Source organism: Auritidibacter ignavus (genome assembly GCF_029853775.1).
Taxonomy (GTDB): domain Bacteria; phylum Actinomycetota; class Actinomycetes; order Actinomycetales; family Micrococcaceae; genus Auritidibacter; species Auritidibacter ignavus.
In genome coordinates, this window is the sequence record NZ_CP122564.1 from 1,808,002 (window position 1) to 1,830,131 (window position 22,130).

Here is a 22,130-nt window from a genome sequence, read left to right on the forward strand (position 1 = left end):
GCGTCGTGGAAGCCTTGCGGCGTGATCGGGTGTTTCCCGTTCGGAGCGCACACGAACACCAGCACGCCCATGCGGGCGAACTCGCGCGCGGCAGCAGGAATCGATCCCGATGCCCCCACGTTCTGGAGCGCTCTCGACACGGCGTTGCGTTTGGACCTCATGAGCGTGAGCTCGATCCGGGTGCCAGCACCGGTGATTGGGAGCGTGCCAGGGCACGCTCGGGCACTGCCGGATGGTCCGCGCGTAGTTCCGTGTTCGCACCGTGTGGTCTCCTCCCGACTGGTCACCTGTGAGGTGAGCCAGGGCGCCCAACGGTCGAGACGGTCAGTGGATGAGGAGGTTGGCCGCCAAGTCCGTCGGAGCACCTGGTGTATACACCGGCATAGTCGTAAAACAAGGAACCATGTGCCGTATGGTGCGAATGATCCGAATATTCGGACCGAGATCCGTCAGATCAGAACCAGTCAGAAGGCTTGTTGCTCGGTGCGCTTGAGTGCACGGTAGCGGCTTGGGCTCATGCCCATGATCTGGCGGAAGAGACGTGCCGCATGTCCTCGACTCGCCCATCCAACTTGTCGGAGTATGCTGTGGATCGCATCATCTGTATCTCGGAACAAGCGAGCCATCTTTTCGACACGCAACATCGTCGGCCACGCGTGCGGGGTCTTGCCGAACGCCGCCACAAATACTTGGCTGAATCGCGAAGCCGACAGGGGTGTGGCTGACGCGAGTTCTGCACAGGTCCACGAGTGCGCAAGATTCTGCCTCATCAGGTCCGCGGCTTGTAGTGCTTCTGCTCGAACTGCAGAGAATTTTCTATGCCGTGGTCGGGTCGGCAACGTGCTTGCGCGCTACCCGGGCGAGATCCGCACTGGAGTAACTTGCACGAACAGCACGACGACATCAAGGATCGAGAACCACAGTACTTGCATTCGGTGAGCGTGGAGACTAAGTCCGTGTGGGTCCAGACTCAGTTTCACAATTTCATCTACCCAGGGCATCAGTAGCCCAACCCGCCCCTCGCCGAGGTGGCGAACCTGAGCGGGATCGGCGTAGATGATATCCGCGAAATCTTGCGTATCTAATCGGTCTCGAATGACGTTGACGTACTGCCAGTAAAGCTGGTGGGGTGCATAGTCTGGGTCAATATAGACGGTGCTCGTTAGGATTTGTGGCTCAGGGTCGGATCCGCAAAAGACCCCTGCTCCCAGCAAGACAACATCACCGGCATTAACAGCCCGCCGATTGGAGTTCACGGTGAGGAAAGCTGATCCATCACAGATAACGATAAGTTTGGTGCAATCATATGCTGTCGGACCTATCGGCCTATGGAGGGTTTTCGTTCTCGCAAGTATTGGCGCGAACTCGAAGTCGGGAAGGGGTGTGTGAATGTTCAATATGTTGATGGATTCTTGCTCTCCCTCCCAGGCTGCGGGAGCTTCATCGCCTATTCATTTGGGCGTGGGTAGTGCAGAGAAAATTAGGCTGACGGATCTTCGTGCAGTGTTGGAACAGCTAGGTAACCATTGCTGCCATTGCGACCGTTGGCCTCAGGCGGACACCGCCCGCTGAGCACATGGAGTACACGTCGGCTGGAGCGAAACCTGCGCGGACGAACAGAGCTACGCAAATGCAGGTCTGCAATCGTGGCAAGCTGACAACAGTGAATCCGGGTTCTCAAAAAACGGTCGACTATCATTCGATACCCAATTAGAGCGATGAGCCCCTCCCTTCTTATTGTGGCCAATCACTTTTGAACGCGGGGGAATCGCTGTTTAAAGTCTGTCGCGACGTCCTTCATGAACATAAACTCGACACCGTCGTGCTCTGACATATGCTCGATGAACCGCTCGAGCATCAATAGATTCTGTGGGCGACCGCTTACATCGGGATGGATCGTCATCGGAAAGACTGCGTAGTCCATTTCGCGATAGACCCAGTCGAACTGGTCCCTCCACAGCGACTCGAGCGCTCGGGGAGTTACGTATCCGTGGCTGTTCGCGCTTCCTTTGACGAACATCATTGGCGGCTGGTCATCGAGATACCAGCTTGCTGGAATCTCGATGAGGTCTGTCTCTGTCCCGCGTTCCAGAGGCTTCATCCACTCCTTGGCCGAAGCCGCATCGAAGTTGATCGGTGTCCACTCGTCGCCGGCGCGCACATAGTAAGGAGTGTGATCGTCGTGCATGAGTGAGTGGTCGTACAGGAATCCACGCTCGTGCAGGATTTCGTTAGTGACTCTCGAGAACTCCCACCACGGGGCTACGTATCCCACCGGTCGCCCACCCATGCGCGACTCAAACAACTCCAGGCAGTAGTCGACCACCTCCGTTTCTTGCTCCCTCGTCATCGACAGTGGATTCTCATGGCTGTACCCGTGCATACCTACTTCGTGTCCAGCCGCAAGCGTCCTCTCAAACTGCTCAGGGAACGTCTCAATCGAATGCCCCGGCCAGAACCATGTCACTGGAATCTCGCGGTTCTGTGCCAGCTTGAGCAGCCGAGGAACCCCGACTTCACCCGCGAACATTCCACGCGAGATATCGCTAGGTGAGTCCTGCCCACCATACGAGCCAAGCCACCCGGCGACGGCGTCAACGTCAATACCGATAGACACCATGATCTTCTTAGACACTTTGAGTTCCTCCTTGAATGATCTTGATTGCTCGTTCGGAAAGGTGATGTTAAAAGTGACCTAGCCTTGAGAGAAGGCCCATCCAGCAGCGAGTGCACCGATACCTAAGCCAGCGTCGAAGGCGATGTTCCATCCTGCACTGGCCATCTCCGTATTTCTGGACGTGCGGGCGCGTCGCATCATGGCGGTCAGCGCTGCCGTCTGACCTACCCCAGACGTAAATCCGATGACTGCAACGGCTAGGAGTATGCCCAGACGAGAGAGAACGACAGAGAAGACCATCGTTGATAAGGCAAGGATTCCGGCTGCTGTCACAAGGATGGCAAGCGGCGGATATCGATCAGATAGGCGGCCTCCCACCAGGCGACCCAGCGCCAAGCACACTTGGACCATCAACGCAGCCAGAACCGGTAGCCACGTACCCTCTGTGTCGCCGACTGAGGACAGAACGGCGGCGTAGAGACTCACGGCGAAAAGGTGACCCACCAGGCTGGTGATGACAATAGTGGCGGTAGAAAAAGTCCGCGAGCGTTTCAGAGAATCAGGCGCGGCGAGCTCCACCGACGGGCTGCCCAGCTGTAGATTAGAACGGTTGTCGGTGGGCGATTTCGCCTGCCCTGCCGGGACCAATGCGCTCAGCGCGAAGGCACTCCCGACGAGCGCTACGGCCAATTGCCCTCCTAGCTCGGCAGCATAGAGGCCTATCGGGGCTCCGAGCGCTCCGCCCACCGCTGAGCCAAAGCCATAGGTGCCGAGGGCGCGGCCGGTTTGGTCAGATGCTGCCTGCTCTTTGACCCAAACGGTACTCATCACCACGAAGACGCCGAAGCCAAGGCCGAGAAGTAGTGATCCTGGCCACTGGTTCATCAAGGGGAGGATCGCACTGCCCAAGCCCATAGCCGCCAGTGCCAGCATGACGGCAACGCGGCGATTCCTGACCCATCTCCGCCCAATGATAAGAAGCGGCTGGACGGCAACGACGACGAGCATCACTATGCCTACTCGTGCTCCAGATGAGATGCCTGACTCGTTTAGAGCGCTTGATGCTGTGGTGTAGAAGGTATAGAACGCGGCGAAACCACCACAGCCCGCAACCGCTATTCGACCTACGATGCCGTAGGAGCTGGGCCGCGCTGAGGTCACTTGTGCAGTTCCGTAGCCGCTCTGGAGGTACTGTCTGACTTCGCCGAGAGCTTTGGACTGTCAGCGAGCTTGAGCCAAATGACACCGCCGATAATGACTGCGAGCCAGAACCCCTTGATTAGGGTGAGTGTCTCGTCGAAGAAGACTGGCCCCAGCAGGGCGGCGCCGACCGCGCCGATGCCGGCCCAGACAGCGTAGCCGATGCCGACATCGATTCTCTTCAGGGCTACGCTGAGGAAGAATAGAGTGAACAGGAAGAACACGATGGCCACGAGGGACCATGTGGGGTTTGTGAAACCATTGCTTCCGTTCACGCTCAGGGCGTATCCAACCTCGAATCCTCCGGCGAGGAGGAGGGCGAGCCAGGCGCCAGCCTTCTTCTCAATGTCTGTCGGAGTGGTGGTCTCATGATTGGCAGTGGTAGCCATGAGAATGATCCTTTCTGAAGGTGATAGTGCAGGCGTGGGATTAAGCGGCGCCAGCAAGGTTGAGGCCGACAACACCGGCTATGACGGCGCCAATGCCCAGGAGCTTTTTCCAGGTTAGTTTCTGGGAGAGGAAGAGCGCGCCGAGGACGACGATGCCGACTCCTGCCAAGGAGGTCCACAGTGCGTAGCCGACGCCGACGTCGAAGGTCCGCAGGGCCAGGCTGAGGAAGAAGGTGGCTATGCCTCCGCTGACGAGGGTGGCGATACTCCACCAAAGCTTGGTGAAGCCCTGCGCCTTTCCGGCGGAGATGCCAACGGCGACTTCGAAGATGACGGCTATTCCGAGGTAGAGCCAGCTCATGATGGATGTCCTTTCAAAGGTGCATTCGAACGCTGGTCAGCGTCCATTGTTGATCTGTGTGTGTGAAAGTAGCGAGCGAACGGTTCGTTGCCTCGTTCGGCCGGAAAGGAGTTGAAGACGGTGGACCGAAGCTCATCAGTAATGCCGAGCGAGAGGTAGCTGGTGCGGTAGTCGAAGCCCCATTCGGCGACGGCGTCGCGATCGACGGCGACGTATATGGCATCCACGCCTTGATCGATAGCGAAGCGATAACACAGTCCGCAGGGTTCGCCCGTGGCCACCAGCGTGGTGCCGGAGAGGTCGTCCCGGTCATCAGAGTTGAGCACTTCGCGCATAGCGACGATCTCGGCGTGGGCGGTCGGGTCACGGGTTTCCCTGACCCGGTTGACTCCAAAATCAGAGATGACGCCGCTGTTGTCGACGAGCACGCCAACGAAGGGCAGCCCTCCGGCCTCGACGTGCTCAACACCCACTACGACCGCCTCGTTCATGGCCTGAATGAGAACGTCCGGTGGGATGGTGCTCATGATCGGGCCTCGGCGGCCGTCGCGCCCTCGGCCAGAGTGTCGACAGTCTTCTTTAGCCGCGCGCCGCTGGGTACCCCGCGCAGGAACTGGCCCTCGACCACGATGCCTGGCACAGAGGTGACGCCCACGGTGTTGACCGCATAGTTCTGATCGGCTTGCTGCCTGGCCCGTCGTTCCTCACTGTGCAGAGCCTGTTCGGCCTCCTCCCGATCGAGGCCGGCCGAGACTGCCACGTCAAGGATCACGGGATCCTTGCCGATGTCCCAGTCATCTTGGAAGAAGGCCTTGAACATCGCCTTGGAGTACTCCTCGGCTTTGCCCTGCTCCTGAGCCAGCTGCAGGACCATGAATGCCTTCTCCGTGCGCGGCTGGGGAGATACGGTCGGCAGGCTGATGGGAACATCAAGCCGTTCGGCCATCGGGTAGACGGCGTCTCTCCAGATCCGTGGCAGGTAGTCGTCCTCCGGGCGCAGGGTGGGAACGGGATCCGGTCGCAGCTCGAACGGCCGGATGGTCACTTCGACATCACGGTCCCGTTTGAGTTCCTCGATCGCTCCCTCAACGAGGAAGCAAAACGGGCAGACGTAATCGACGAAGACATCGATCTTCGTGGTCATAGTGCTGGTCCTTTCAATCATGTTACTGCATGTGCATGCATCTATATGGGTAAAAGGTGGCCCTTCTCGCTCGAGGGCGCCAAATGCTAAGATGTAAGCTTGCTGATCGCCTCGAAGGAGTGGTCAAGGCCGGCCAGATCTAGCTGTGGGTACTGCTTGGCTGCGTCGCAGAGCAGTTCGCTGATTTTCGCATCGTAGGGGTCGCGGATCTCCTCCACGGATTTGAGGCCTTTCTCAGTGATGACCGCGTAGACCCCGCGTCCATCGTCGGGGCAGGTGTCTCGGAACGCCAGCCCCTTGTCCTCCATTCGCCCAACGAGTCTGGTCACGGAGCTTGAGTTTAAGCTGACCTTCTGGGCGAGCTCGTGGATACGTAGCTCCCGCTCCGCGGTTCTGCTTAGGTGAAGGACTGCACGATACTCGGTGAGTCCGATTCCGTAGGTGTCAACGAGCCATTTACCCAGTGTGGCATCCACTGCGGCGACGATGGCCACAACCTGCGACCATGCCGCGCTGAGGTTGCGCGTCGGGGGGGTATGTGCTTGCTCAGAATGATCCGTGTACATGCACATAACCCTACCATGTGCGTTCGCGCAGCTCACCTCTCGGAGAAGAGGCGACCGTATCCTTCCACCTGGGATCTCAGGCCGCTTCCGTCGAGGCTGGCCCACAGCAAAACCTGGTTAGCGGTGAGCATCGTGATGCCGAGCGTGGACTCGAGATGATCGATCGCCCCGATAGCTCGCTGTCCGTTGCCGGCGATGAACACGGCCTGAGCGCCGGTCGTCGCGACCAGTTCGTCCACTGCTGCGGCGGTGGCTGCCGGAGTGATGGTCAGCGGGCCTCCTGTAGGACCGCTGGGGGTTGCGGAGACGATGTCGATGCCGTGGTCTCGGAAGTAGGCCTCGCCGGCTCGGCAGAGCTCGTCGTCGAACCAGGAGGGCGCCATGATGGCGATCTTGTTCAGACCCAGCTTTCGGATCGCGGCAGTGGCCGCGGTGCCCGTGGTGTCGAGCTTGATGCCGTGACTGACCGTTGACAGGCGCATGAGCAGTTCTTGCTCGCGGTCTGCTCCGATCTTGAACGAGGAACTGGTGAAGGCCAGTCCGATGGCGTCCAAGGGCGAGCTGGAGAGGCTGTCGACCGTGCGGTCGATGATCTCTGGAGCAATGAACTGCATGACCGGGTCATGGGCGATCTTCTCGTCGATGGTCCCGCCTGGGTGCATCGGGCTGAAGTCGACGCGTGCTCCGTGGATGGTGCTTCGTGTGCCGGCGAGCATCGCCTGGGCTTCGGCCTCCGGGCCGATGTCGGCGTGAGGGGTGACGATCCCGAGTTTGAAGTCGGATTCCCAACCGTCGTATTTCCACACGTGTCTTCTCCTTTCTAGTTTGGCAGCGTCGTTGCGGCCAGGCTCAGTGAGGTTGGTGTGCGGCCGTGATCGGTGACCATCTTCGGGTGCTTGGTCGCGATGAGCGTGAGCAGTTCGTCCATGTTCGGATCGACATAGTAGCGTTGCTCGCCGCGATAAATCATCCTGGTGCTGTCGCTGTTGCGCTGTTCGATGGCGTCGCCGCTGGGATTGAAGCGGAGGACATCGATGCCGTAGAGCATGCACAGCAGCGTGTTGAAGATGGGCGCGGCCTTGATCCACCGACCATTGAGGTAGATCCGTGCGTACCAGTGCAGGAACTCCTCACCTCCGACGAGTTCGTGCATCGCCGCGTCGGCAACGTGGTTGGTGACCACGTCGGAGCACAGCACGGCGGGCACGCCGAGCTTGCGGCAGCCAGCGACGAACAGGATGCTCTTGTGCAGGCAGAAGCCGAAAGGTTTATCGACAACGTCCGAGGCGCTAAGGTCCGTGTTCAGCATGACGTTGAAGACGTTGTAGTCGATGGTGTCGCGCACGGCGTCGTGGAGACGCTCGACGGAATTGGCGACGTTCGCCACGCTGTAACAGCCAGCGTCCTCAACGAACTGCGTAACGCTCGGGGCGTCATAGTCGAACACGGCGGTCGCCTGGGTCAGCTGAGGTTCGCGAGCGATCATGAGTTCACTCCCAACATGGTGGCGATCTTCGTGCGCAGGAGGTCATTCGATCCGGAGTAGATCGCTCCGGGTATGGCATCGAGGAGGTTGCTCGCCAACGGTGACGTAGTCAGGTATCCGTTGCCGCCATGGACGCGGATGGCGTTGATCGCCGAGTCGACGTTGGCCTCGCTGATGAAGACCTTGGCCGCGGCGATCGGAACGGTCAAGTCCTCGAAGCCGTCCAGTCGTTCCGCGATGGATTCCAGCAGGGCTCCGCCCAGTTCGATGGCGATCTGAGTCTGGACGATCCGGTCTGCCACCAGCTGGTTGCTGCCAATGCTGCGCCCGAACTGTTCGCGGTCGTTGACGTACTGCACTGAGCGGGAGACCAGCTGCTCCATCTCGCCGATGTTGCCGGCAAAGGCCAGCAGGATCTCGCGCTTCATGACCTGGTCGAGGATCAACAGGCCTGCCCCAGTGTGCCCGACGCGGTTGACAGCGGGCACTCTCACGTCCTCCACCGCGACCTCCCCGATCGGGGAGGTGCTCAGCCCGGCCGTGGGCATCGGCTGGGAAGTGTCGACGCCGGGCCATCCAGTCTCGACGAGGAACGCCGAGAGCCCCTTGTCGACGCCGTCTTCGATGGTCTTAGCGTAGATCACCAAGGTCGAGGCAATCGGTGCGTTGGTGATGAACCTCTTTGTACCGTTCAGGACGTAGTAGTCCCCCTGGAGAATCGCTGTGCTGGTCGTGCTCATGACGTCTGACCCGGCCTCGGCCTCGGTGATCGCGTGGCCGCCGATGGTGGTGCCGGATTCGGCTGCCGGCAGATAGCGATCCCGCAGCTGTCGCTCTGCGAATGCGCGCAGGCAGTAGATGGTACTGGCCAGTTGGGTCACTGCTGAGAAGGTCAGTCCTCGATCCGGGCTGGTGCGCCCGAGTTCACGGACTCGGTTGATGGCGGCGCTCATTCCTGTACTGCCGATGCCTTCGGTGGCGAGCGTTCTGAATAGCCCGCTCGTGGCAGCGGCATTCCACAGTTCCGTCGGGAATCCAGCTTTCTGTGAGGGTGGGGCCGTGGGCGCGTACTTGCGCAGGTGGTCGAGGAACCCCAACCACGGGTCGTCAGTCAGAATCGTGCTCATCGTCTACTCCTCTAGTAGGTGCTGAAGTCTCTGGCGCTGAGCACGCGCTTCTCGTCTCCGCGGGTCGGCGGGTTGAAGACGCTGACGAGCTCGAGATCCTCGTGGTCCGATGCGCGCAGATAGTGGGGCTGGTTGTCATCCAGGACATAGACCATGCCGGCAGTGACTTCGAAGAAGTTCCCTTCGGTGTCTTCGACGTTGCCCGCGCCACGGATGCAGTAGCAGACTTCGAGGTTGTTGCGGTACTCCAACTTGGACTCGGTGCCCGACCGGAAGACGGTGTCGGCGACGGCGAAGCCCATGTTGTCCTTTTCGACCAGGAGGCGGTGGCTGGTGCCACTGCCCCACTCGACGGCGGAAACTTCGTTCCTGGGCTTGGTGAACATGGTGGTACTCCCTCTTATTCAGGCGATTTCGGTGATAATTGACGGTGATTGGATGGTAATGGTCAGCAAGCCATGACGTCAGTGCGATTGGCCTCGATGAAGCTGGCGATGCCCTCGGGCGTCTTCAGCTCGTCCGGATTGATTGAGATGGTGTTGATCGGAATCTTGTAGGTCCGAGCGCACCAGCCGAGCAACTGGACCGTGGTGACGCTGGTGAGGATTCCTGTCGTGAGTAGATCGACATCAGGCGGCAACTGGTCTGCCGTGACGTCGGTAGCGAACGTTTCGACGATGTACTGCTTGACCCTGTGGAGGGTGGACATGAGTTACTCACTCCCTACTCGTGATTTGATGGTGGGAAGATCCGGTTTGCCGTTACCGTTCAACGGCAGGGGCCCGGTGAAGGCATGCAGGTTGTTCGGCATCGCGAAGGCGGGCAGATGAGCGCTTATTGCCATGCGCAACTGGAGTCCGGTTGCGGCAGAGCCGTGATCGGGCGCGGTGTAGGCAAGATGCAGTTCTTCTGCGGAGTCAGAGACCTCGAGCCACGCGCAGGCAATGCCGACCAGAGCCGTCCGACGCGCAGCCTGCTCGATTTCTTCGAGGTTCACTCGCTGGCCGCGGACTTTGACAAGACGATCACGTCGGCCGTTATACATCAGCTGCCCATTTGACCACCTTGCCTGGTCCTTCATCGGGTACAAAGCCTCACCGGCCACGGGTAAGGGCGTGACGGTTCCCTCGGTGATATAGCCTTGCGCCATCCACGGCGTATGCACGAGTAGTTCCCCGTGGGCCTCCTCGGCGCTCTTTCGGAGAGGTACGTGGATTCCATTGGAGTTGAGCAAAACCTCGCAGCCGGCGATAGGCGTGCCAAGCGGCAGGGTCTCACTTTCAGAGAACTGTTCGGCTGAGAGCGTCTCGATGAGGCAATCGTTGACCTCGGTGGCTCCATAGACGTTATGGAAAGTTGCAGTTGGGAAAAGTCGCGCTGCGGCCGCGCGCAGCGATTGTGCAACGACGCCGCCAGTGAGAACCACGTCCCGAACCGAGGGGTACACCGCGTCTCCAACGGCGTTGAGCAGCGCATCCAGAGTGGAGGGAACGACCTGGATGAATGTTGGCCGGTGCTGTTCGAGCAGTCGGACCAGGTAGGGAGCCTGGTGGAGGCGGGCTGCCTCAGCCGCGACCACAGTACCGCCGGCGGCCAGAACCGCCCAGGTGTCCAGTAGGGACACGTCGAAGTTCCAGGGGCTCAGACTCAGGGACACGGTTGTGTCGTTGAAGCCAAAGTAGTCGCCGCCCCAGTGCAGGAACTGAGTGAGGCCTGTGGCGGGCAGGGCGACTAGCTTGGGGAACCCCGTTGACCCGGAGGTGGGCAGTGCGAGGACTCCGCCTTCCAAAGAGTCTGTCGAAGCTGAGCGTGTTCTGGCGAAGTGTTCGATCTGCTCGACGATCGTCGCCAGGTAGTCGTCTGATGCCGAAGTGGGAACCAGTGCTACTACGCCTCCGCGATTGAGGATCGCGACGCACTCATCGATGAGGCTGCGGTTCTTGGCTGCGCGGTAGATGCCGTATCCGTAACCGGCGACATCATCGCTGCGCTTGTCCTCGCCTTCGACAATGGTCCCGGGCTCCAGGTTTAGGCCCGCCGTCGGGGTGGGGGCTGTCGTAGCCATCATGCTCACGCTGGTCCCTTCTCTTCTTTGTACTCCGAGTGAGAGCCGGAGCGGACTCTGGCGATCACTCGCTATTTGCTTCGATGTACATACATCAATGTAAACTACTGCATGTGCATGCATCAAGACATTACGATAGAGGTGTCATAATCTGTCACAATTCCCCTTCGCCCATTAGCCTGTGGACGACTCCCACGAGGGGCAACGAGGACGTTGCCGCGCTTCTGGTCGAGCGGGCGCTTGGAGCGGGTGCTAGGAGGTATTTCCGCTGTTCAGAGCGCAGCTTTCCCCTCGCTCACAGTGGCAAGTACTTCTCGGTCTCCCACTCCTTGTCGCTCACCGCGGTAGTTGTCGCCGATGTGCCGATCGGAGTCGACGTCGAAGAGCGACTCACCTCGCAAGCGTGCGTCGATCTTGCTTGGGCGTGGTCTCCTGGCGAGCGCGCGGAGCTACAGTGTCAGGCTGACGTGGAGCATATCTCCACCGAGATCTGGACTGCGAAGGAAGCCGCGGGGAAGGCGCTGGGCATGGGCTTGCAAGCGTTGCCGTGCGCTATTGAGACATCTCCTGTGGTCGAGGCGACCGCGCACCGGACCATCGTGATGCCCTGCGGGCGCGGAACGAGTACCTACTTGGATTCTCATGGTGTGTGGCACGGTAAGAGCCATCTCCGCATATCCTGGAGGCACGCGCTCTAGCTCCCTGAGGGAGCCTGTCCCGCATCCGGCGCCTCATGCGCCGCTGCCGATTCCTCTCCGAGAACTGTGGACTCCGCGCGTTAGTCCGCCTACAAGCTCAGCTGTCGCAGCTGGTCAATCAGTTGTTTCTGTGCAGTGTAGCCCTCGTTAGCTACTGCACATTGATCACGATCAGATCCACCCACACAGTTGGCACCGTAGTGCAAACCGGCGTGCCGCGCGCACCTGCCCGCTGAGGCGACCCTCCAGAGGCCAGCCTCGGAAGGGAGCCGCCGTGGTGATGACGATCCGCGTCATGTCGGCCGGCCGCAGATACGAGTATCTCCTGTCCTCCGTCGCTGCAGGCGACGGCGACCGCGACGTGGGCACCCCGCTAACCCGCTACTACACCGAATCCGAGTGCCCGCGCGGCACCTGGATCGGCTCAAGGCTGGCAAGCCTCGAAGACGACCACGGCACCGGACTTGCCGACGGCGAGGCCGTCACCGAGGACCAGCTCGCACGGCTTCTCGGTGACGGCCTGCATCGAATCACCGGCACACGGCTCGGCCACCCATTCCCGAAACTGCAACCCCGCGCGAGCGCATCGCCGCCCGCATTGCGCAGCTCGACCCGGACCGGTCGCCAGCGCAACGGGATGCAGCCATCGAGGAAAGCCGTAGCGAAGAGATTGCGAAGAAGCCGCGCAACGCCGTTGTAGGGTTCGACCTCACGTTCTCCCCGCCGAAGTCGCTGAGCGCTCTCTGAGGTGTCGCTGACGCGGGCACGCAAGCCCTCATCTCACAGGCGCATCACGCAGCCATGCGCGACACCATCGCGATTCTTGGAGAACGGGTCACCTCAACCCGCGTCGGCCGAGGCGAGATCGTGAGGATGCCGATCAGCGGAGTGATTGCCACTGCGTTCGATCATTACGACTCCCGCGCCGCCTGCACAAGGCCACCGTGTCGCTGTCGACAAGCTACAACGCGTTCCTCACGGATCACACTGCCCGGCTGCTCGGTGTCTCCTGGTCCCCGGTCGACCGAGGCAAGGACCGCAACACGGGCTGGGAGATAGACGGTGTGCCCACTGAACTGATCGCTGGGTTCTCCCGACGCACGACTGGAACCGACGGGGTCGAGGGCATCGAAGCAACGGAAGATCGGCTCATTGCCGAGTACATCGTCACCTACGGACGCGAACCTAGCCCGGCGACGATCGCCCGATTGCGGCAGCAGGCAACGCTGGAGACGCGGCCGGTCAAGGAACTGCACTCTCTGGCCGAGTTCACTACTCAGTGGCGCTGGCGCGCGACCGGATTGCTGGGCGAGGACGCGACGACGTGGGCGCAACATCTCCTCGCACACACCCCGGCTGAGGCGAGGCTGCGTGCCGACGATGTGCCCCCTGGAACAGGTGGCTGATATTGCGACGGTGGTGCTGATGGCGGTCGCCAACCGGCACCCGGTGTGGAACCGGTGGAACATCCACGCCGAGACGATACGGCAGCTCATGGGGGTGCGCTTCACCACGACCAACGACCGCATGGCCCTCCTTGATCAGATCATCGAACGGGCCGAAGCCGAATCACTCCGGCTGACCCTGGAGTTCGACCGTGCTCTCTCTGAGCATTTCATCGACGAGAACGGGCCCCGGTTCCAGTCCGTCGACCAGATCGCCACAGTCTCGAACCTTGCCCACTCAGATCGGGTACTCGATATGCTCGTCGGCCCAGCCGGGGCCGGCAAGACCACGGCGCTACCGGCACTGCACCGGGCCTGGACCGCCGGGCACGGACGCCACTCGGACATCGGCCTCGCCCCGTCAGCACCCGACGACTCCCGCTTGTGGATATCGACCCGGACGTACGGCTGGCTCGAGTCGGCGGTGGAACAACTTCGGAGGCGGTCGCGCGCGAGGCCACACGCCACGGCCTGACCCCACTCAACGGTAGCGCACCAACGGTGGATGTTGCCGGCTACAGCCTTGGAGGTGGCGTGGGACCACTCATCCGGCAGTATGAAATACGCAACCGACCGCGTCACCGGGTTCGGCATAGTCACCGCGTTGCAGCTCCAGCTCTTTCCCGTCGACCAAATACTTGCCGGCGCACTGAGCTTCGCCCCCTGAGCGATTCCCTGAGATCGTCAGCCGTAACCTGGAGTGGACCACCGGCGTGCCCAACCAACTCCCCTCCTCATTGTCGCTCAAGACCTTCCCCGACCTTCTGACTCTGCCGGAACGCGTCCGATGCAAGCGGACCCTGCGCCTCTTCGTCATCTGCACCGACCCCCCGGACATGTATCTCCGCGATTGACGCACTGCGGACCGGTCGAGGACAACATCTACCTGATATCCTACGCCGACTGCAGCAAGGTATTCGCCGAACCGGCAAACTCGCGCGGCTATGAAGGTGATGACGTGACTACCGTGGCACTGGACCCCACCGCGACCGTCATGGCACGCATCGATGCGGAGACCGAGAACTACATGCTCCTTCAGGTTCATTACCTCCGCTGTGTCGCCACGCGGAAGCCAGAGCGTGACAACGCGATCGGCCACCCTCATGCGACTTACGTCGTCCGGATAATCACGCCGATCGCCCGGCAGGTACGCTACGACCTCGCGAACGAATAGTCCGCCCTGGTCGAAGACCTCGCGCACGGGGCGACCAGTCGAGCACTGTATTTTTTGTTCGGAGACAATGCCACCGAGCTGAGCACAAGTGCCTGCTACGAACCCGAGACCTATCAGCGCCTTGTCGACATCAAGCACCACTACGACCCAGCTAACCTCATCCGACTCGGGCGCGCCATACCTGTCAATGCGCGCTGAAAGTACGCCCTTCTCTAAGATGCGTCGAATCGGAACGGGTGCCATATGAAACGGCATCGGTGGCGCCTGGTTGTCCATGGCGACGACTGGCAGTCGCCGTGTACAGGTCATGGAGTTATGTCTGACGCTCCGCGTTGCAGGAGCGAGGGCCAGAGCACGTGCCCCGACGAGAAGATGCCCCTCGTACAGACAACGCCAGTGCAACAGCCGGTAGGCGCCGTTATGACTGGGCGTATTTGGTCGTCGGCGTACTGCGCTAAGCCGGGCTGATCGCGCTGACCGCCCCGACCCTCAGAAGAGCTCGACACCGCCGTCGCCGCGGTGGAGCACGCCGCGATCCAAACCTCCTACCAGACCCGCCTGCTGGTGGCTCTGAGGCGAGGCCGGAAAGAACGATGTAGCATGAGCCGGGCCGGTTCAGGCGAAGTTGGAAGCAGGAGGCGATCCGAGCACCTGGCGGATGACCAGCCCGATCAAGGAGTCGCAGGATGACGCCCGGGGCCCACCGGTCTGCCGGAGTCCCCATGCGCGAGCCGAACGACGAGAACGTCAACCGTCCGTTGCGGGTCGGGTCGCTGTTCTCCGGCTACAGGGGTCTCGACCTCGCCGTCGAGCACGCCACCGGCGGGGAGACGATCTGGTTCTCCGAGATCGATGCCCCACCCATCCGCGTCTTCACGCGTCACTGGGCGGGCACCCCGCACCTCGGAGACATCTCCGTCATCGACTTGGGCGACGACGGTGCCGCCGATCGATGTGCTGATCAGCGGGCTCCTGGGTCAGGAGGTCTAGGCCGTCGGCACCGGCGCCGGCCTCTCACCCGGCACCCGCTCCGGGCTCTGGTCGAACATGGCAGCCGCGATCGACGCGTTGCAACCCGTGCTCGCCATCATGGAGAACGTCCGCGACTTGCTCTCCGCACCCCTAATCCGCCCTACCCCGGAAGGAACAACCCCCGACGCACGCAACCAAACGATGCAACCGACGAGCCTGCACCCGCCGTTCCCAACCTGGAACCCGACCCGTGGCCGCTGGGAGACGAGCCAACACGACCTCCTCGCGCGCACGGAGCCACACTCGGGGATCTGGCCGACCTCCGGCGAAGTGCGCGTTGAGTCGGCCTACCGGCGTCACTGGCCGGCACACCCCACCAACGGTTCCATTTCTTCCTCACCACCCATCGACAAGACGCTGTTACGGACACTTTTGGCCTCGGACTTTTCGCCCAAAGGCGCAACCCCGGACCAGGTACGGACACGACGGGGCATCATTGCCCTGAGCCACCAGGTCATCAACCTCGCCGTGCACGGACCGGCAGGCTCACCGACCAGCTGGAACGATCGGAGACCCTGTTCGCTCTGATGGAGGACATCTTCACCGCTGGGGGCGATACGCCCAGGCCATCGCCCGATGGGAACACGTCACCGGACCAGCAACTCCTGCCCCTGCGATCCTGAAAGAGGAGAAGGGCCCGCGACCTGCGCCGGAGTTCGACGAATCGCTCATGCGCCTCCCCACCGGATGGGCCACCAGCCCCGACCACGGCCTGACTGACAACCCGAGAAACACGGCGCTCGGCAACTGGGTTCTACCAATCCAATCCGTTGCTGGGGTCGCACGGATGTTGTGACCTCGACGCAGCATTCTTCTCTCCCCGGATCTGGCACTCGGCCGCCGTGATCTGTGGCTGATGCTCGTCACGCCCTCGTTCAGGAGTCGTCCAGGAATCGTCCGGGCAATGACGGTTGTATAGATTTCCTAGCCCGCACACCTTGTGCGAGCGAATAGAGGGGAAGCAACATGAGTGCCCAAATGAGATCGCGGAGCAGGTCGTGGAACATCTGGAGTGGCTACAGCAGCCTTGTCCACACTGGTGCCATTGCGACCACAGCGGCCAGGAACATCCGACAGACCGCAAGCGTCTGGCCGATCAGCCGTTCGCGACCCTCATCACCCAGGAGCCCGAGCACCGGGAGCAACGCGAATTCAAGGACTCGATTAAGGCTGAAGATATGGCGATTGCCGTGTATCGAAAGAGAGGAGAGACTACGAGGTCTGGTTACGCATCGTGAACGACAGAGAGCACGTCGAGATCAATCTGGAGAGCTCAGCCCGACTGAGCGCTTCGCTCAACGCGTTCATCGTCGAGGTCATCGTGTCGTCGGACTAGATTCGATCTCGTTTCCCTTGCGAGTGGCGTGCCCTAATAATCCCCAATGGGGCAGGATGCGCGCATACTCTAAAGCCGACACAACTAAGCGGGTGCGAGGTGAGGGTCTGCAACAGGAAACACCGACATAAAACAATGCAACGGCATATAGTTAGGCAACCAGAACCCCCGAAGATCGAGTGATCCATGTCAAAATCAGCATTCGTTACAGCCACTCAGCCACGCAATCGCTAATCATCATTTGGGGAACCGGGTTCGGATACCACCTCACCGAAATCAATCAAAAGGCGCCTAAGCAGGGAGGCAAACTGCTCCGTACCAGGCGGGAAATCTGGCCACCTCTCCTTCAGATCATTCACAGACGCGAACGGTTTCGAAACATCGCCCTGTCTCCCCGTCATAACCACCCCTGCGACTCATCTACTCCCTGTACTACCTGACAGGATCATGATTTGTTTCCACGCTTAGCCCGTGACCATTATCCCTGTTTGCGCCCGGGGCTCTTGCTCTGATCAGGCAGGGACTCGACGTCACCGGTCTGAGCTCCCCTCGATCCTGCAGCTGGCTCGGACCGTTTAGTAGGCGTCTTCGCGATTTGGTCTTGTTTGCTCCGGTGGGTGGCCGCCGTCTCCGGCACAGTGACCATCACACCACTAGCAAGAGTTACACGCACTGCCATTAACCCTCACTACCAGCAGTTTCAACAGTCTTAACCAGAGCGAACCTGTCCGCGAAGACGTACCAGCCGTAGACGATTTCCAACCGTAGTGCGATCTGGTTGTGGCGGGACAAGGCACCCTGACCGTCCGGGTCGCCGTACATGATCTTCTCGACCGGGAACTCGCGTTGGGCACCCCAGCGGATACCATTCGTGAAGTCACCGAGGATCCCTCGCACACCAGTATCAGTGGTCGCCTCTGGGCGCTCAGAAACGGTGTCTCCTTTGGCGGTGTTAAGTGGCTCTTCACAATCGAGGGTGTAGACGGGGGTCTCGGGGAAGTGGCGCGTCGATAGCTGGATAGAGGTCGAGGCCTTCCGATGATGGAAGTTCCTACACAAGCCATCTGAAAGACCTCGACGTGCCTAACGCTACCTTCGACGACTGTGACCTGACCAAGTTTTGCCGGCTGGACGAGCTCGGCCTTCAAGCTACCGGGCAACGGGTGGAGCCCGGGCGGGCGGTACTGGCCTGTCGGGTGGTGGAGCCAGATGAGTGGTGTCACCGCTGTGGTTCTCAGGGCACCGCGCGGGGCACGGTGATCCGCCGGCTGGCGCACGAGCCGCTGGGCTGGAGGCCCACGACTCTGCACGTCACGGTTCGGCGCTACCGGTGCGCCGACTGCGCCCACGTCTGGCGCCAGGACACCACCGCCGCGGCAGAGCCGAAGGCCAAGCTCTCCCGCCGTGCCCTGCGCTGGGCCCTGGAAGCTCTGGTCGTGCAGCACCTGACCATCGCCCGGGTCGCCGAGGCGTTGGGGGTGCGGTGGAACACCGCCAACGACGCCGTGCTGGCCGAGGGCAAGCGTCTGCTCATCGACGACCCGGCCCGGTTTGACGGGGTCACCGCGATCGGCGTGGATGAACACGTCTGGCGCCATACCCGGCGTGGCGACAAGTACGTCACCGTGATCATCGACCTCACACCACTGCGCGTCGGCACCGGTCCGGCGAGGTTGCTGGACATGGTCGAGGGCCGCTCCAAACAGGCCTTCAAGACCTGGCTGGCCGAGCGTCCGGCTTCCTGGCGGGATGGCGTGGAGGTGGTGGCGATGGACGGGTTCACCGGCTTCAAGACCGCAGCCACTGAGGAGATCCCCGAAGCCACCACGGTCATGGACCCCTTCCATGTGGTCCGCCTGGCCGGAGACGCGCTCGAGCGATGCCGCCGGCGAGTCCAGCAACAGGTGAACGGCCACCGGGGCCGCAAACAGGATCCGCTCTACAAGGCCCGCCGGACCCTGCTGACCGGGGCCGACCTGCTCACCGAGAAGCAGTATTCCAGGATCCAGGACCTCTTCGAGGCTGACGAGCATGTGGAGGTCGAGGCCACGTGGGCGTTCTACCAGCACATGGTCGCCGCCTACCGCCAGACAGACAGGGCCGAGGGCAGGGCGATGATGGAGCAGCTGATCGCCAAGCTGGGCCGGGCAGTGCCGACCAAGCTCATCGAGCTGGCCGGTCTGGGTAGGACGCTGAAGAAAAGGGCGGCAGACATCCTGGCCTACTTCGACCGCCCCGGAACCTCCAACGGACCCACCGAGGCCATCAACGGACGACTCGAACACCTGCGCGGATCCGCCCTGGGCTTCCGGAATCTCACCAACTACATCGCCAGGTCCTTGCTCGAGAGCGGAGGATTCAAGCCCCGTCTACACCCTCGATTGTGAAGAGCCTGTTAAGTCCCAGGAAGGAGCTGATGCCTGCGCCCAGTCCCAGATTCGGGTACCGTTGAGTCCCCGATGGGGAACCATCAGCGTTCTTGGTCTGCAAGTTCGATAATTCCCAGGTCAGTCGCGGGACAATCGCAAACCCATGGACCGACACCGGCCGGTCTCGATTGATCAACAGCCCGGCGGTAGCGCGCACCACCTGGTCTGGTTCAACAGATGCAGACAGCTCCGCGGAGTACTCGGTAGCACCCACGTAGTGATCCCAGGCCGTGATTTCAGTACCAGTCAACGGATTGATCCGGCGATACAGGCCCAGATCCAGGGCACGAGACAGTGCCACGGAGCCTGCTCAGCTGGTGGTCCTCATCGGCCCACTGGACTTCCTCATTGAACCGCATCGTGACCTGAGCTTTCTTCAGAGTTGCGGTCACCGAAGTAAACCCACCAGTGGTAGCAGACTTCTCCGCACCCTCCGTCACAAACTCAGCCACCGTCGAGGTGTTGATGTGTCCTTGAAGCGCCCTGGGTTTTGTTCCGTTTTCTATACGGGGCTTAGGGCTTGTGCCTGGGTCATATGGTAGCTGGTTTCGGCTTCGGTCGGGGTCTGGTAGTTCAAGGCTTCATGCAATCGGGTGGTATTCCACCAGTGGACCCAGTTCATCGTTTCGAATTCCACCTCAGTAGCTGACGGCCAAGCGGGCCGAGCATAAATCAATTCGGTCTTATACAAGCCATTAACCGTCTTACCCAATGCATTATCGTAAGCATCTCCAGCGGTCCCAACCGATGCCGTCAGACCAGCCTTGGCAAGATGTTCGGTATAGCGAATGCTGACATATTGCAAGCCACGATCGCTGTGATGGACTAACCCATCCAGGGCTTGGTCCTTAGCACTGAGCAGCGCGTGCTCTAACGCTTCCAAGGGCAGCGCATCAGTACGCATCGTCGTGCGGGTCGACCAGCCCACGATCTTACGACTGAAGGCATCCGTGACAAACGCGGTGTAGCAAAACCCGCTGGTGGTGCGCACATAGGTTATATCCGCGACCCACAGCCGGTTGGGTGCTGTGACGCCAAAGTCCCGGTTGACCAAATCTGGCCGCTGATCCGAGACCTTCGCAGCGATGGTGGTGTGGGGTTTTCGTCCTCGCACCACACCGCTAAGTCCCGCCAGGCACATCAGCCGAGCCACTTGGTCACGGCCCACATCCCAGCCAGCACGTCTCATGGCATGCCACATTTTGCCCACCCCATAAACCCCATAATTAGCCTGGTGCAACTCTTTGACCACTGGGATCAGGGCTGCATCCCGACGCGAACGATCACTGGCAGGACGGGCTTTCGCCGCCCGATAGCCACCTGAGGTGATGAACCCACGGTCTGTCGCACCCAAAACACGACAGATGGACTCGACCCCGAAACGATCCCTGAACATCTCAATGTAAGCAATCATCTCGTCGTGGGGCGGTCGAGTTCCGCTGCGAAAAAAGCCCACGCCGTCTTGAGGATCTCATTAGCCCAGCACAGCTCCGCGTTCTCCCGCTTCAGCTTCCGGATTTGCGCTTGGGCATCCGTGGACACCCCTGACTTCTGACCGGTATCCACTTCAGCTTGTTCCACCCAACGACGCAACGTCTCTGTCGCGATACTGAGCTTGGGCGCGGTTTCACGAATCACCACATACCGGCTCGGCGCGTCTTCATCTTCGAGCCGATCAAACACCATGCGCGTGGCACGACCTTTAAACGACAGCGGGTATTTGATTGGCATAGTTCTATCCTCTCATTTTAGGACGGAACAAAACCCAGGACGGTTCAAGGCTTAAAAACTTCGTAGGAGCTCCACATGGTCTTATTCTACTTCCTGGGGTCAAGATCCGGGTAAGCGCTAATAATGTAGCGTAGCCCGCCGTGTTTTCTCCGACCAGTCGCCACCTTGAACGGCACCCCATCCACCGTGTACTTATGGATAAGGTTACCCCGTGACTTGTTTGGCTTACCGTAGGTGATGGTGTCATCAATCGCATGCACAATATCTTCGTGAGACCAATCGCGGGGGAACTCGGTTCTGGGAACACCTTCAGCTAACTCAAAAATCCACCCGTACCCGGCCCCATGACCGCCAAGCCCGTCTGGTGCTTCAGGCGTCGAACTGTTACGCCGTTCTCCGTAGAGGATGTGGTTCCATTGCTTCGAATCAAGGGGCTCAAACCCCTCAGGCTGTAGTTTTGGCGGGTTCTTCGGGTTCCTAGGCGGGATCTTCTTACCATAAGTGAACCCGTCAGGATACTGTTCACGAAGTCTCTCTAACGCCTCGCCCCGGTGCTTATCCCATTTCGCGTACGGTACTCTACCGTCATCTGTAGTTTTCTGATTATCCACACATCTTTTCCTAAGCTGTTTCGCAACATATTTATAATCGATAATGCTTCAATTTCACTCAGTATTTATTGCGTCATTATTAATCAATAGATCGTGCTCAGCGGATTGGTTGTTTCAGCCGATGAAGGATTGTCATAGATGATCCCCAGAAAGCCATCGCCACCGTGCGGATCATGTCGTTATGCAGGGCCATCGCCAGCCGGAATCTCGCCTGGGTGGACGCATTCCCCCGCAACCAGTTGATCGGGATGAATGTTCTCAATCGCGATCTGCGGAGAGGAATAGCACACCGCATCCCCCACACGGGTGATCGTCGCTTTGAAACAGCCGGACCAGCTGTACAAATTAGCCTCGCTGCCCCACTTCGTCACGCAATTTCTGAATTTCTTGACGTGTACCAGCAGTATTCTGCGCGGTGCGAATCGTCGCGATGAATAGCTCCAGCACCACACGGAACAACACGAGCTGAATGACGGGAATGATCCATCCAATCAGCAACCACAGTACGCCAATCAGCGCGACACCTGTCACCATGATGGTAAATGCCGGCACTAGCCAACCAATGATCAGGGAGATGCCGACCAGAACGAGGATCAAAATATAGATGATCTTCGTGAACTTGACCGTCACGAAACTATCGAACGACAGATCAAACAGGCAGGCGACGAAGCCTTTGTTTTCTTCTGCTGATCGTCGTGCAAAGTCCAACAGCAGTTTTT

Annotated in this window: 27 protein-coding genes and 2 pseudogenes; 8 read left to right on the top strand and 21 right to left on the bottom strand. The window is 60.3% G+C overall.

The features are described 5' to 3' along the window. Positions 1–2 precede the first annotated feature (2 nt). The 16 genes and pseudogenes from QDX22_RS12025 to QDX22_RS08360 form a co-directional block, all read right to left on the bottom strand. Positions 3–161: pseudogene (locus QDX22_RS12025) on the bottom strand (bifunctional DNA primase/polymerase); the annotation flags it as partial. Positions 162–464: 303 nt separating this feature from the next. Next, complete coding sequence (locus tag QDX22_RS08290) at positions 465–770, bottom strand: helix-turn-helix transcriptional regulator (protein WP_233242849.1); 306 nt, start codon at positions 768–770, stop codon at positions 465–467. Positions 771–851: 81 nt separating this feature from the next. Continuing rightward, on the bottom strand, positions 852–1,256 hold the full coding sequence (locus tag QDX22_RS08295; RefSeq protein WP_233242848.1) for a hypothetical protein: 405 nt from the start codon (positions 1,254–1,256) through the stop codon (positions 852–854). Between the two features lie 491 nt (positions 1,257–1,747). Continuing rightward, positions 1,748–2,635 (bottom strand): polysaccharide deacetylase family protein, encoded by an 888-nt coding sequence (locus tag QDX22_RS08300; protein WP_110100952.1) that lies wholly within the window; start codon positions 2,633–2,635, stop codon positions 1,748–1,750. 60 nt (positions 2,636–2,695) lie between these two features. Continuing rightward, positions 2,696–3,778 carry an MFS transporter gene (locus QDX22_RS08305; RefSeq protein ID WP_110111017.1) on the bottom strand — a complete coding sequence of 361 codons (1,083 nt, stop codon included), beginning with the start codon at positions 3,776–3,778 and terminating at the stop codon, positions 2,696–2,698. After that, complete coding sequence (locus QDX22_RS08310) at positions 3,775–4,206, bottom strand: DMT family transporter (protein WP_110111018.1); 432 nt, start codon at positions 4,204–4,206, stop codon at positions 3,775–3,777. Before QDX22_RS08310 ends, QDX22_RS08305 begins: the two co-directional genes overlap by 4 nt. A gap of 40 nt (positions 4,207–4,246) precedes the next feature. Next, positions 4,247–4,567 carry a DMT family transporter gene (locus tag QDX22_RS08315; protein ID WP_110111019.1) on the bottom strand — a complete coding sequence of 107 codons (321 nt, stop codon included), beginning with the start codon at positions 4,565–4,567 and terminating at the stop codon, positions 4,247–4,249. Continuing rightward, complete coding sequence (locus tag QDX22_RS08320) at positions 4,564–5,094, bottom strand: nucleoside deaminase (RefSeq protein ID WP_110111020.1); 531 nt, start codon at positions 5,092–5,094, stop codon at positions 4,564–4,566. Before QDX22_RS08320 ends, QDX22_RS08315 begins: the two co-directional genes overlap by 4 nt. Continuing rightward, complete coding sequence (locus QDX22_RS08325; RefSeq protein ID WP_110111021.1) at positions 5,091–5,711, bottom strand: DsbA family oxidoreductase; 621 nt, start codon at positions 5,709–5,711, stop codon at positions 5,091–5,093. The genes QDX22_RS08320 and QDX22_RS08325 overlap by 4 nt, the downstream gene beginning before the upstream one ends. Positions 5,712–5,797: 86 nt before the next feature. After that, entirely contained in the window at positions 5,798–6,205 is a 408-nt protein-coding gene (locus QDX22_RS08330) for a MarR family winged helix-turn-helix transcriptional regulator (protein WP_199223087.1), read from the bottom strand. Positions 6,206–6,309: 104 nt separating this feature from the next. Next, the gene (locus QDX22_RS08335; protein ID WP_110100946.1) at positions 6,310–7,083 is read right to left on the bottom strand and encodes a maleate cis-trans isomerase family protein; all 774 of its coding nucleotides are present in this window, start codon (positions 7,081–7,083) and stop codon (positions 6,310–6,312) included. A gap of 14 nt (positions 7,084–7,097) precedes the next feature. Beyond that, complete coding sequence (locus tag QDX22_RS08340; RefSeq protein ID WP_110111022.1) at positions 7,098–7,763, bottom strand: transglutaminase-like domain-containing protein; 666 nt, start codon at positions 7,761–7,763, stop codon at positions 7,098–7,100. Continuing rightward, positions 7,760–8,890 carry an acyl-CoA dehydrogenase family protein gene (locus tag QDX22_RS08345; RefSeq protein WP_279717742.1) on the bottom strand — a complete coding sequence of 377 codons (1,131 nt, stop codon included), beginning with the start codon at positions 8,888–8,890 and terminating at the stop codon, positions 7,760–7,762. Before QDX22_RS08345 ends, QDX22_RS08340 begins: the two co-directional genes overlap by 4 nt. A gap of 11 nt (positions 8,891–8,901) precedes the next feature. Next, positions 8,902–9,276, bottom strand: a complete 375-nt coding sequence (locus tag QDX22_RS08350; RefSeq protein WP_110111023.1) for an ectoine synthase — start codon at positions 9,274–9,276, stop codon at positions 8,902–8,904. A 62-nt stretch (positions 9,277–9,338) separates the two neighbouring features. Next, complete coding sequence (locus QDX22_RS08355; RefSeq protein ID WP_110100942.1) at positions 9,339–9,599, bottom strand: acyl carrier protein; 261 nt, start codon at positions 9,597–9,599, stop codon at positions 9,339–9,341. 3 nt (positions 9,600–9,602) lie between these two features. Then, complete coding sequence (locus QDX22_RS08360; RefSeq protein WP_158278447.1) at positions 9,603–10,958, bottom strand: AMP-binding protein; 1,356 nt, start codon at positions 10,956–10,958, stop codon at positions 9,603–9,605. An 80-nt stretch (positions 10,959–11,038) separates the two neighbouring features. Here QDX22_RS08360 and QDX22_RS12120 point away from each other — a divergent pair, with 80 nt between their 5' ends. The 7 genes and pseudogenes from QDX22_RS12120 to QDX22_RS08385 all read left to right on the top strand — a co-directional run bounded on the left by QDX22_RS12120 (position 11,039) and on the right by QDX22_RS08385 (position 15,832). Beyond that, positions 11,039–11,653 (top strand): 4'-phosphopantetheinyl transferase family protein, encoded by a 615-nt coding sequence (locus QDX22_RS12120; RefSeq protein WP_110100940.1) that lies wholly within the window; start codon positions 11,039–11,041, stop codon positions 11,651–11,653. Between the two features lie 280 nt (positions 11,654–11,933). Further along, on the top strand, positions 11,934–12,353 hold the full coding sequence (locus tag QDX22_RS08365) for a relaxase domain-containing protein (RefSeq protein WP_233242847.1): 420 nt from the start codon (positions 11,934–11,936) through the stop codon (positions 12,351–12,353). 101 nt (positions 12,354–12,454) lie between these two features. After that, positions 12,455–13,059 (top strand): annotated as a pseudogene (locus QDX22_RS08370) (relaxase domain-containing protein). Then, positions 13,052–13,573, top strand: a complete 522-nt coding sequence (locus QDX22_RS08375) for an AAA family ATPase (RefSeq protein ID WP_233242846.1) — start codon at positions 13,052–13,054, stop codon at positions 13,571–13,573. Before QDX22_RS08370 ends, QDX22_RS08375 begins: the two are co-directional and overlap by 8 nt. A gap of 375 nt (positions 13,574–13,948) precedes the next feature. After that, positions 13,949–14,272 (top strand): hypothetical protein, encoded by a 324-nt coding sequence (locus QDX22_RS08380; protein ID WP_110111025.1) that lies wholly within the window; start codon positions 13,949–13,951, stop codon positions 14,270–14,272. Positions 14,273–14,326: 54 nt separating this feature from the next. Further along, positions 14,327–14,470 carry a BBE domain-containing protein gene (locus tag QDX22_RS12125; RefSeq protein ID WP_158278444.1) on the top strand — a complete coding sequence of 48 codons (144 nt, stop codon included), beginning with the start codon at positions 14,327–14,329 and terminating at the stop codon, positions 14,468–14,470. Between the two features lie 849 nt (positions 14,471–15,319). Beyond that, complete coding sequence (locus QDX22_RS08385; protein ID WP_233242850.1) at positions 15,320–15,832, top strand: hypothetical protein; 513 nt, start codon at positions 15,320–15,322, stop codon at positions 15,830–15,832. Between the two features lie 1,486 nt (positions 15,833–17,318). On the opposite strand, the gene QDX22_RS08390 is transcribed toward QDX22_RS08385, so the two are convergent. Further along, positions 17,319–17,699, bottom strand: coding sequence for a hypothetical protein (locus tag QDX22_RS08390; RefSeq protein WP_199223085.1), 381 nt, complete (start codon positions 17,697–17,699; stop codon positions 17,319–17,321). A 20-nt stretch (positions 17,700–17,719) separates the two neighbouring features. Here QDX22_RS08390 and QDX22_RS08395 point away from each other — a divergent pair, with 20 nt between their 5' ends. After that, entirely contained in the window at positions 17,720–19,027 is a 1,308-nt protein-coding gene (locus QDX22_RS08395) for an ISL3 family transposase (protein ID WP_117328628.1), read from the top strand. Here the strand turns inward: QDX22_RS08395 and QDX22_RS08400 are convergent. From QDX22_RS08400 to QDX22_RS08415, 4 genes are all read right to left on the bottom strand, one after another. Then, on the bottom strand, positions 18,999–19,370 hold the full coding sequence (locus QDX22_RS08400) for a hypothetical protein (protein WP_110110651.1): 372 nt from the start codon (positions 19,368–19,370) through the stop codon (positions 18,999–19,001). The two genes, QDX22_RS08395 and QDX22_RS08400, sit on opposite strands and share 29 nt — an antisense overlap. Positions 19,371–19,571: 201 nt before the next feature. Beyond that, positions 19,572–20,800, bottom strand: a protein-coding gene (locus QDX22_RS08405) for an IS3 family transposase (RefSeq protein WP_279717743.1) whose coding sequence is annotated in 2 segments (ribosomal slippage) — positions 19,572–20,524 and positions 20,524–20,800 — 1,230 coding nt in all. Because the reading frame shifts where the segments join, the coding sequence is not laid out codon by codon here. An 86-nt stretch (positions 20,801–20,886) separates the two neighbouring features. Further along, positions 20,887–21,411, bottom strand: a complete 525-nt coding sequence (locus QDX22_RS08410) for an EndoU domain-containing protein (RefSeq protein WP_166769955.1) — start codon at positions 21,409–21,411, stop codon at positions 20,887–20,889. Positions 21,412–21,756: 345 nt separating this feature from the next. Then, complete coding sequence (locus tag QDX22_RS08415; RefSeq protein ID WP_279717744.1) at positions 21,757–22,119, bottom strand: DUF4282 domain-containing protein; 363 nt, start codon at positions 22,117–22,119, stop codon at positions 21,757–21,759. Positions 22,120–22,130 lie beyond the last annotated feature (11 nt).

Bases quoted from the DNA above. Each gene is read 5' to 3' on its own strand.
- QDX22_RS08290 (WP_233242849.1), bottom strand. From the start codon at position 770: ATGAGGCAGAATCTTGCGCACTCGTGGACCTGTGCAGAACTCGCGTCA.
- QDX22_RS08310 (WP_110111018.1), bottom strand. From the start codon at position 4,206: ATGGCTACCACTGCCAATCATGAGACCACCACTCCGACAGACATTGAG.
- QDX22_RS08315 (WP_110111019.1), bottom strand. From the start codon at position 4,567: ATGAGCTGGCTCTACCTCGGAATAGCCGTCATCTTCGAAGTCGCCGTT.
- QDX22_RS08320 (WP_110111020.1), bottom strand. From the start codon at position 5,094: ATGAGCACCATCCCACCGGACGTTCTCATTCAGGCCATGAACGAGGCG.
- QDX22_RS08325 (WP_110111021.1), bottom strand. From the start codon at position 5,711: ATGACCACGAAGATCGATGTCTTCGTCGATTACGTCTGCCCGTTTTGC.
- QDX22_RS08340 (WP_110111022.1), bottom strand. From the start codon at position 7,763: ATGATCGCTCGCGAACCTCAGCTGACCCAGGCGACCGCCGTGTTCGAC.
- QDX22_RS08345 (WP_279717742.1), bottom strand. From the start codon at position 8,890: ATGAGCACGATTCTGACTGACGACCCGTGGTTGGGGTTCCTCGACCAC.
- QDX22_RS08350 (WP_110111023.1), bottom strand. From the start codon at position 9,276: ATGTTCACCAAGCCCAGGAACGAAGTTTCCGCCGTCGAGTGGGGCAGT.
- QDX22_RS08355 (WP_110100942.1), bottom strand. From the start codon at position 9,599: ATGTCCACCCTCCACAGGGTCAAGCAGTACATCGTCGAAACGTTCGCT.
- QDX22_RS08360 (WP_158278447.1), bottom strand. From the start codon at position 10,958: ATGATGGCTACGACAGCCCCCACCCCGACGGCGGGCCTAAACCTGGAG.
- QDX22_RS12120 (WP_110100940.1), top strand. From the start codon at position 11,039: ATGTACATACATCAATGTAAACTACTGCATGTGCATGCATCAAGACAT.
- QDX22_RS08365 (WP_233242847.1), top strand. From the start codon at position 11,934: ATGACGATCCGCGTCATGTCGGCCGGCCGCAGATACGAGTATCTCCTG.
- QDX22_RS08385 (WP_233242850.1), top strand. From the start codon at position 15,320: ATGGCAGCCGCGATCGACGCGTTGCAACCCGTGCTCGCCATCATGGAG.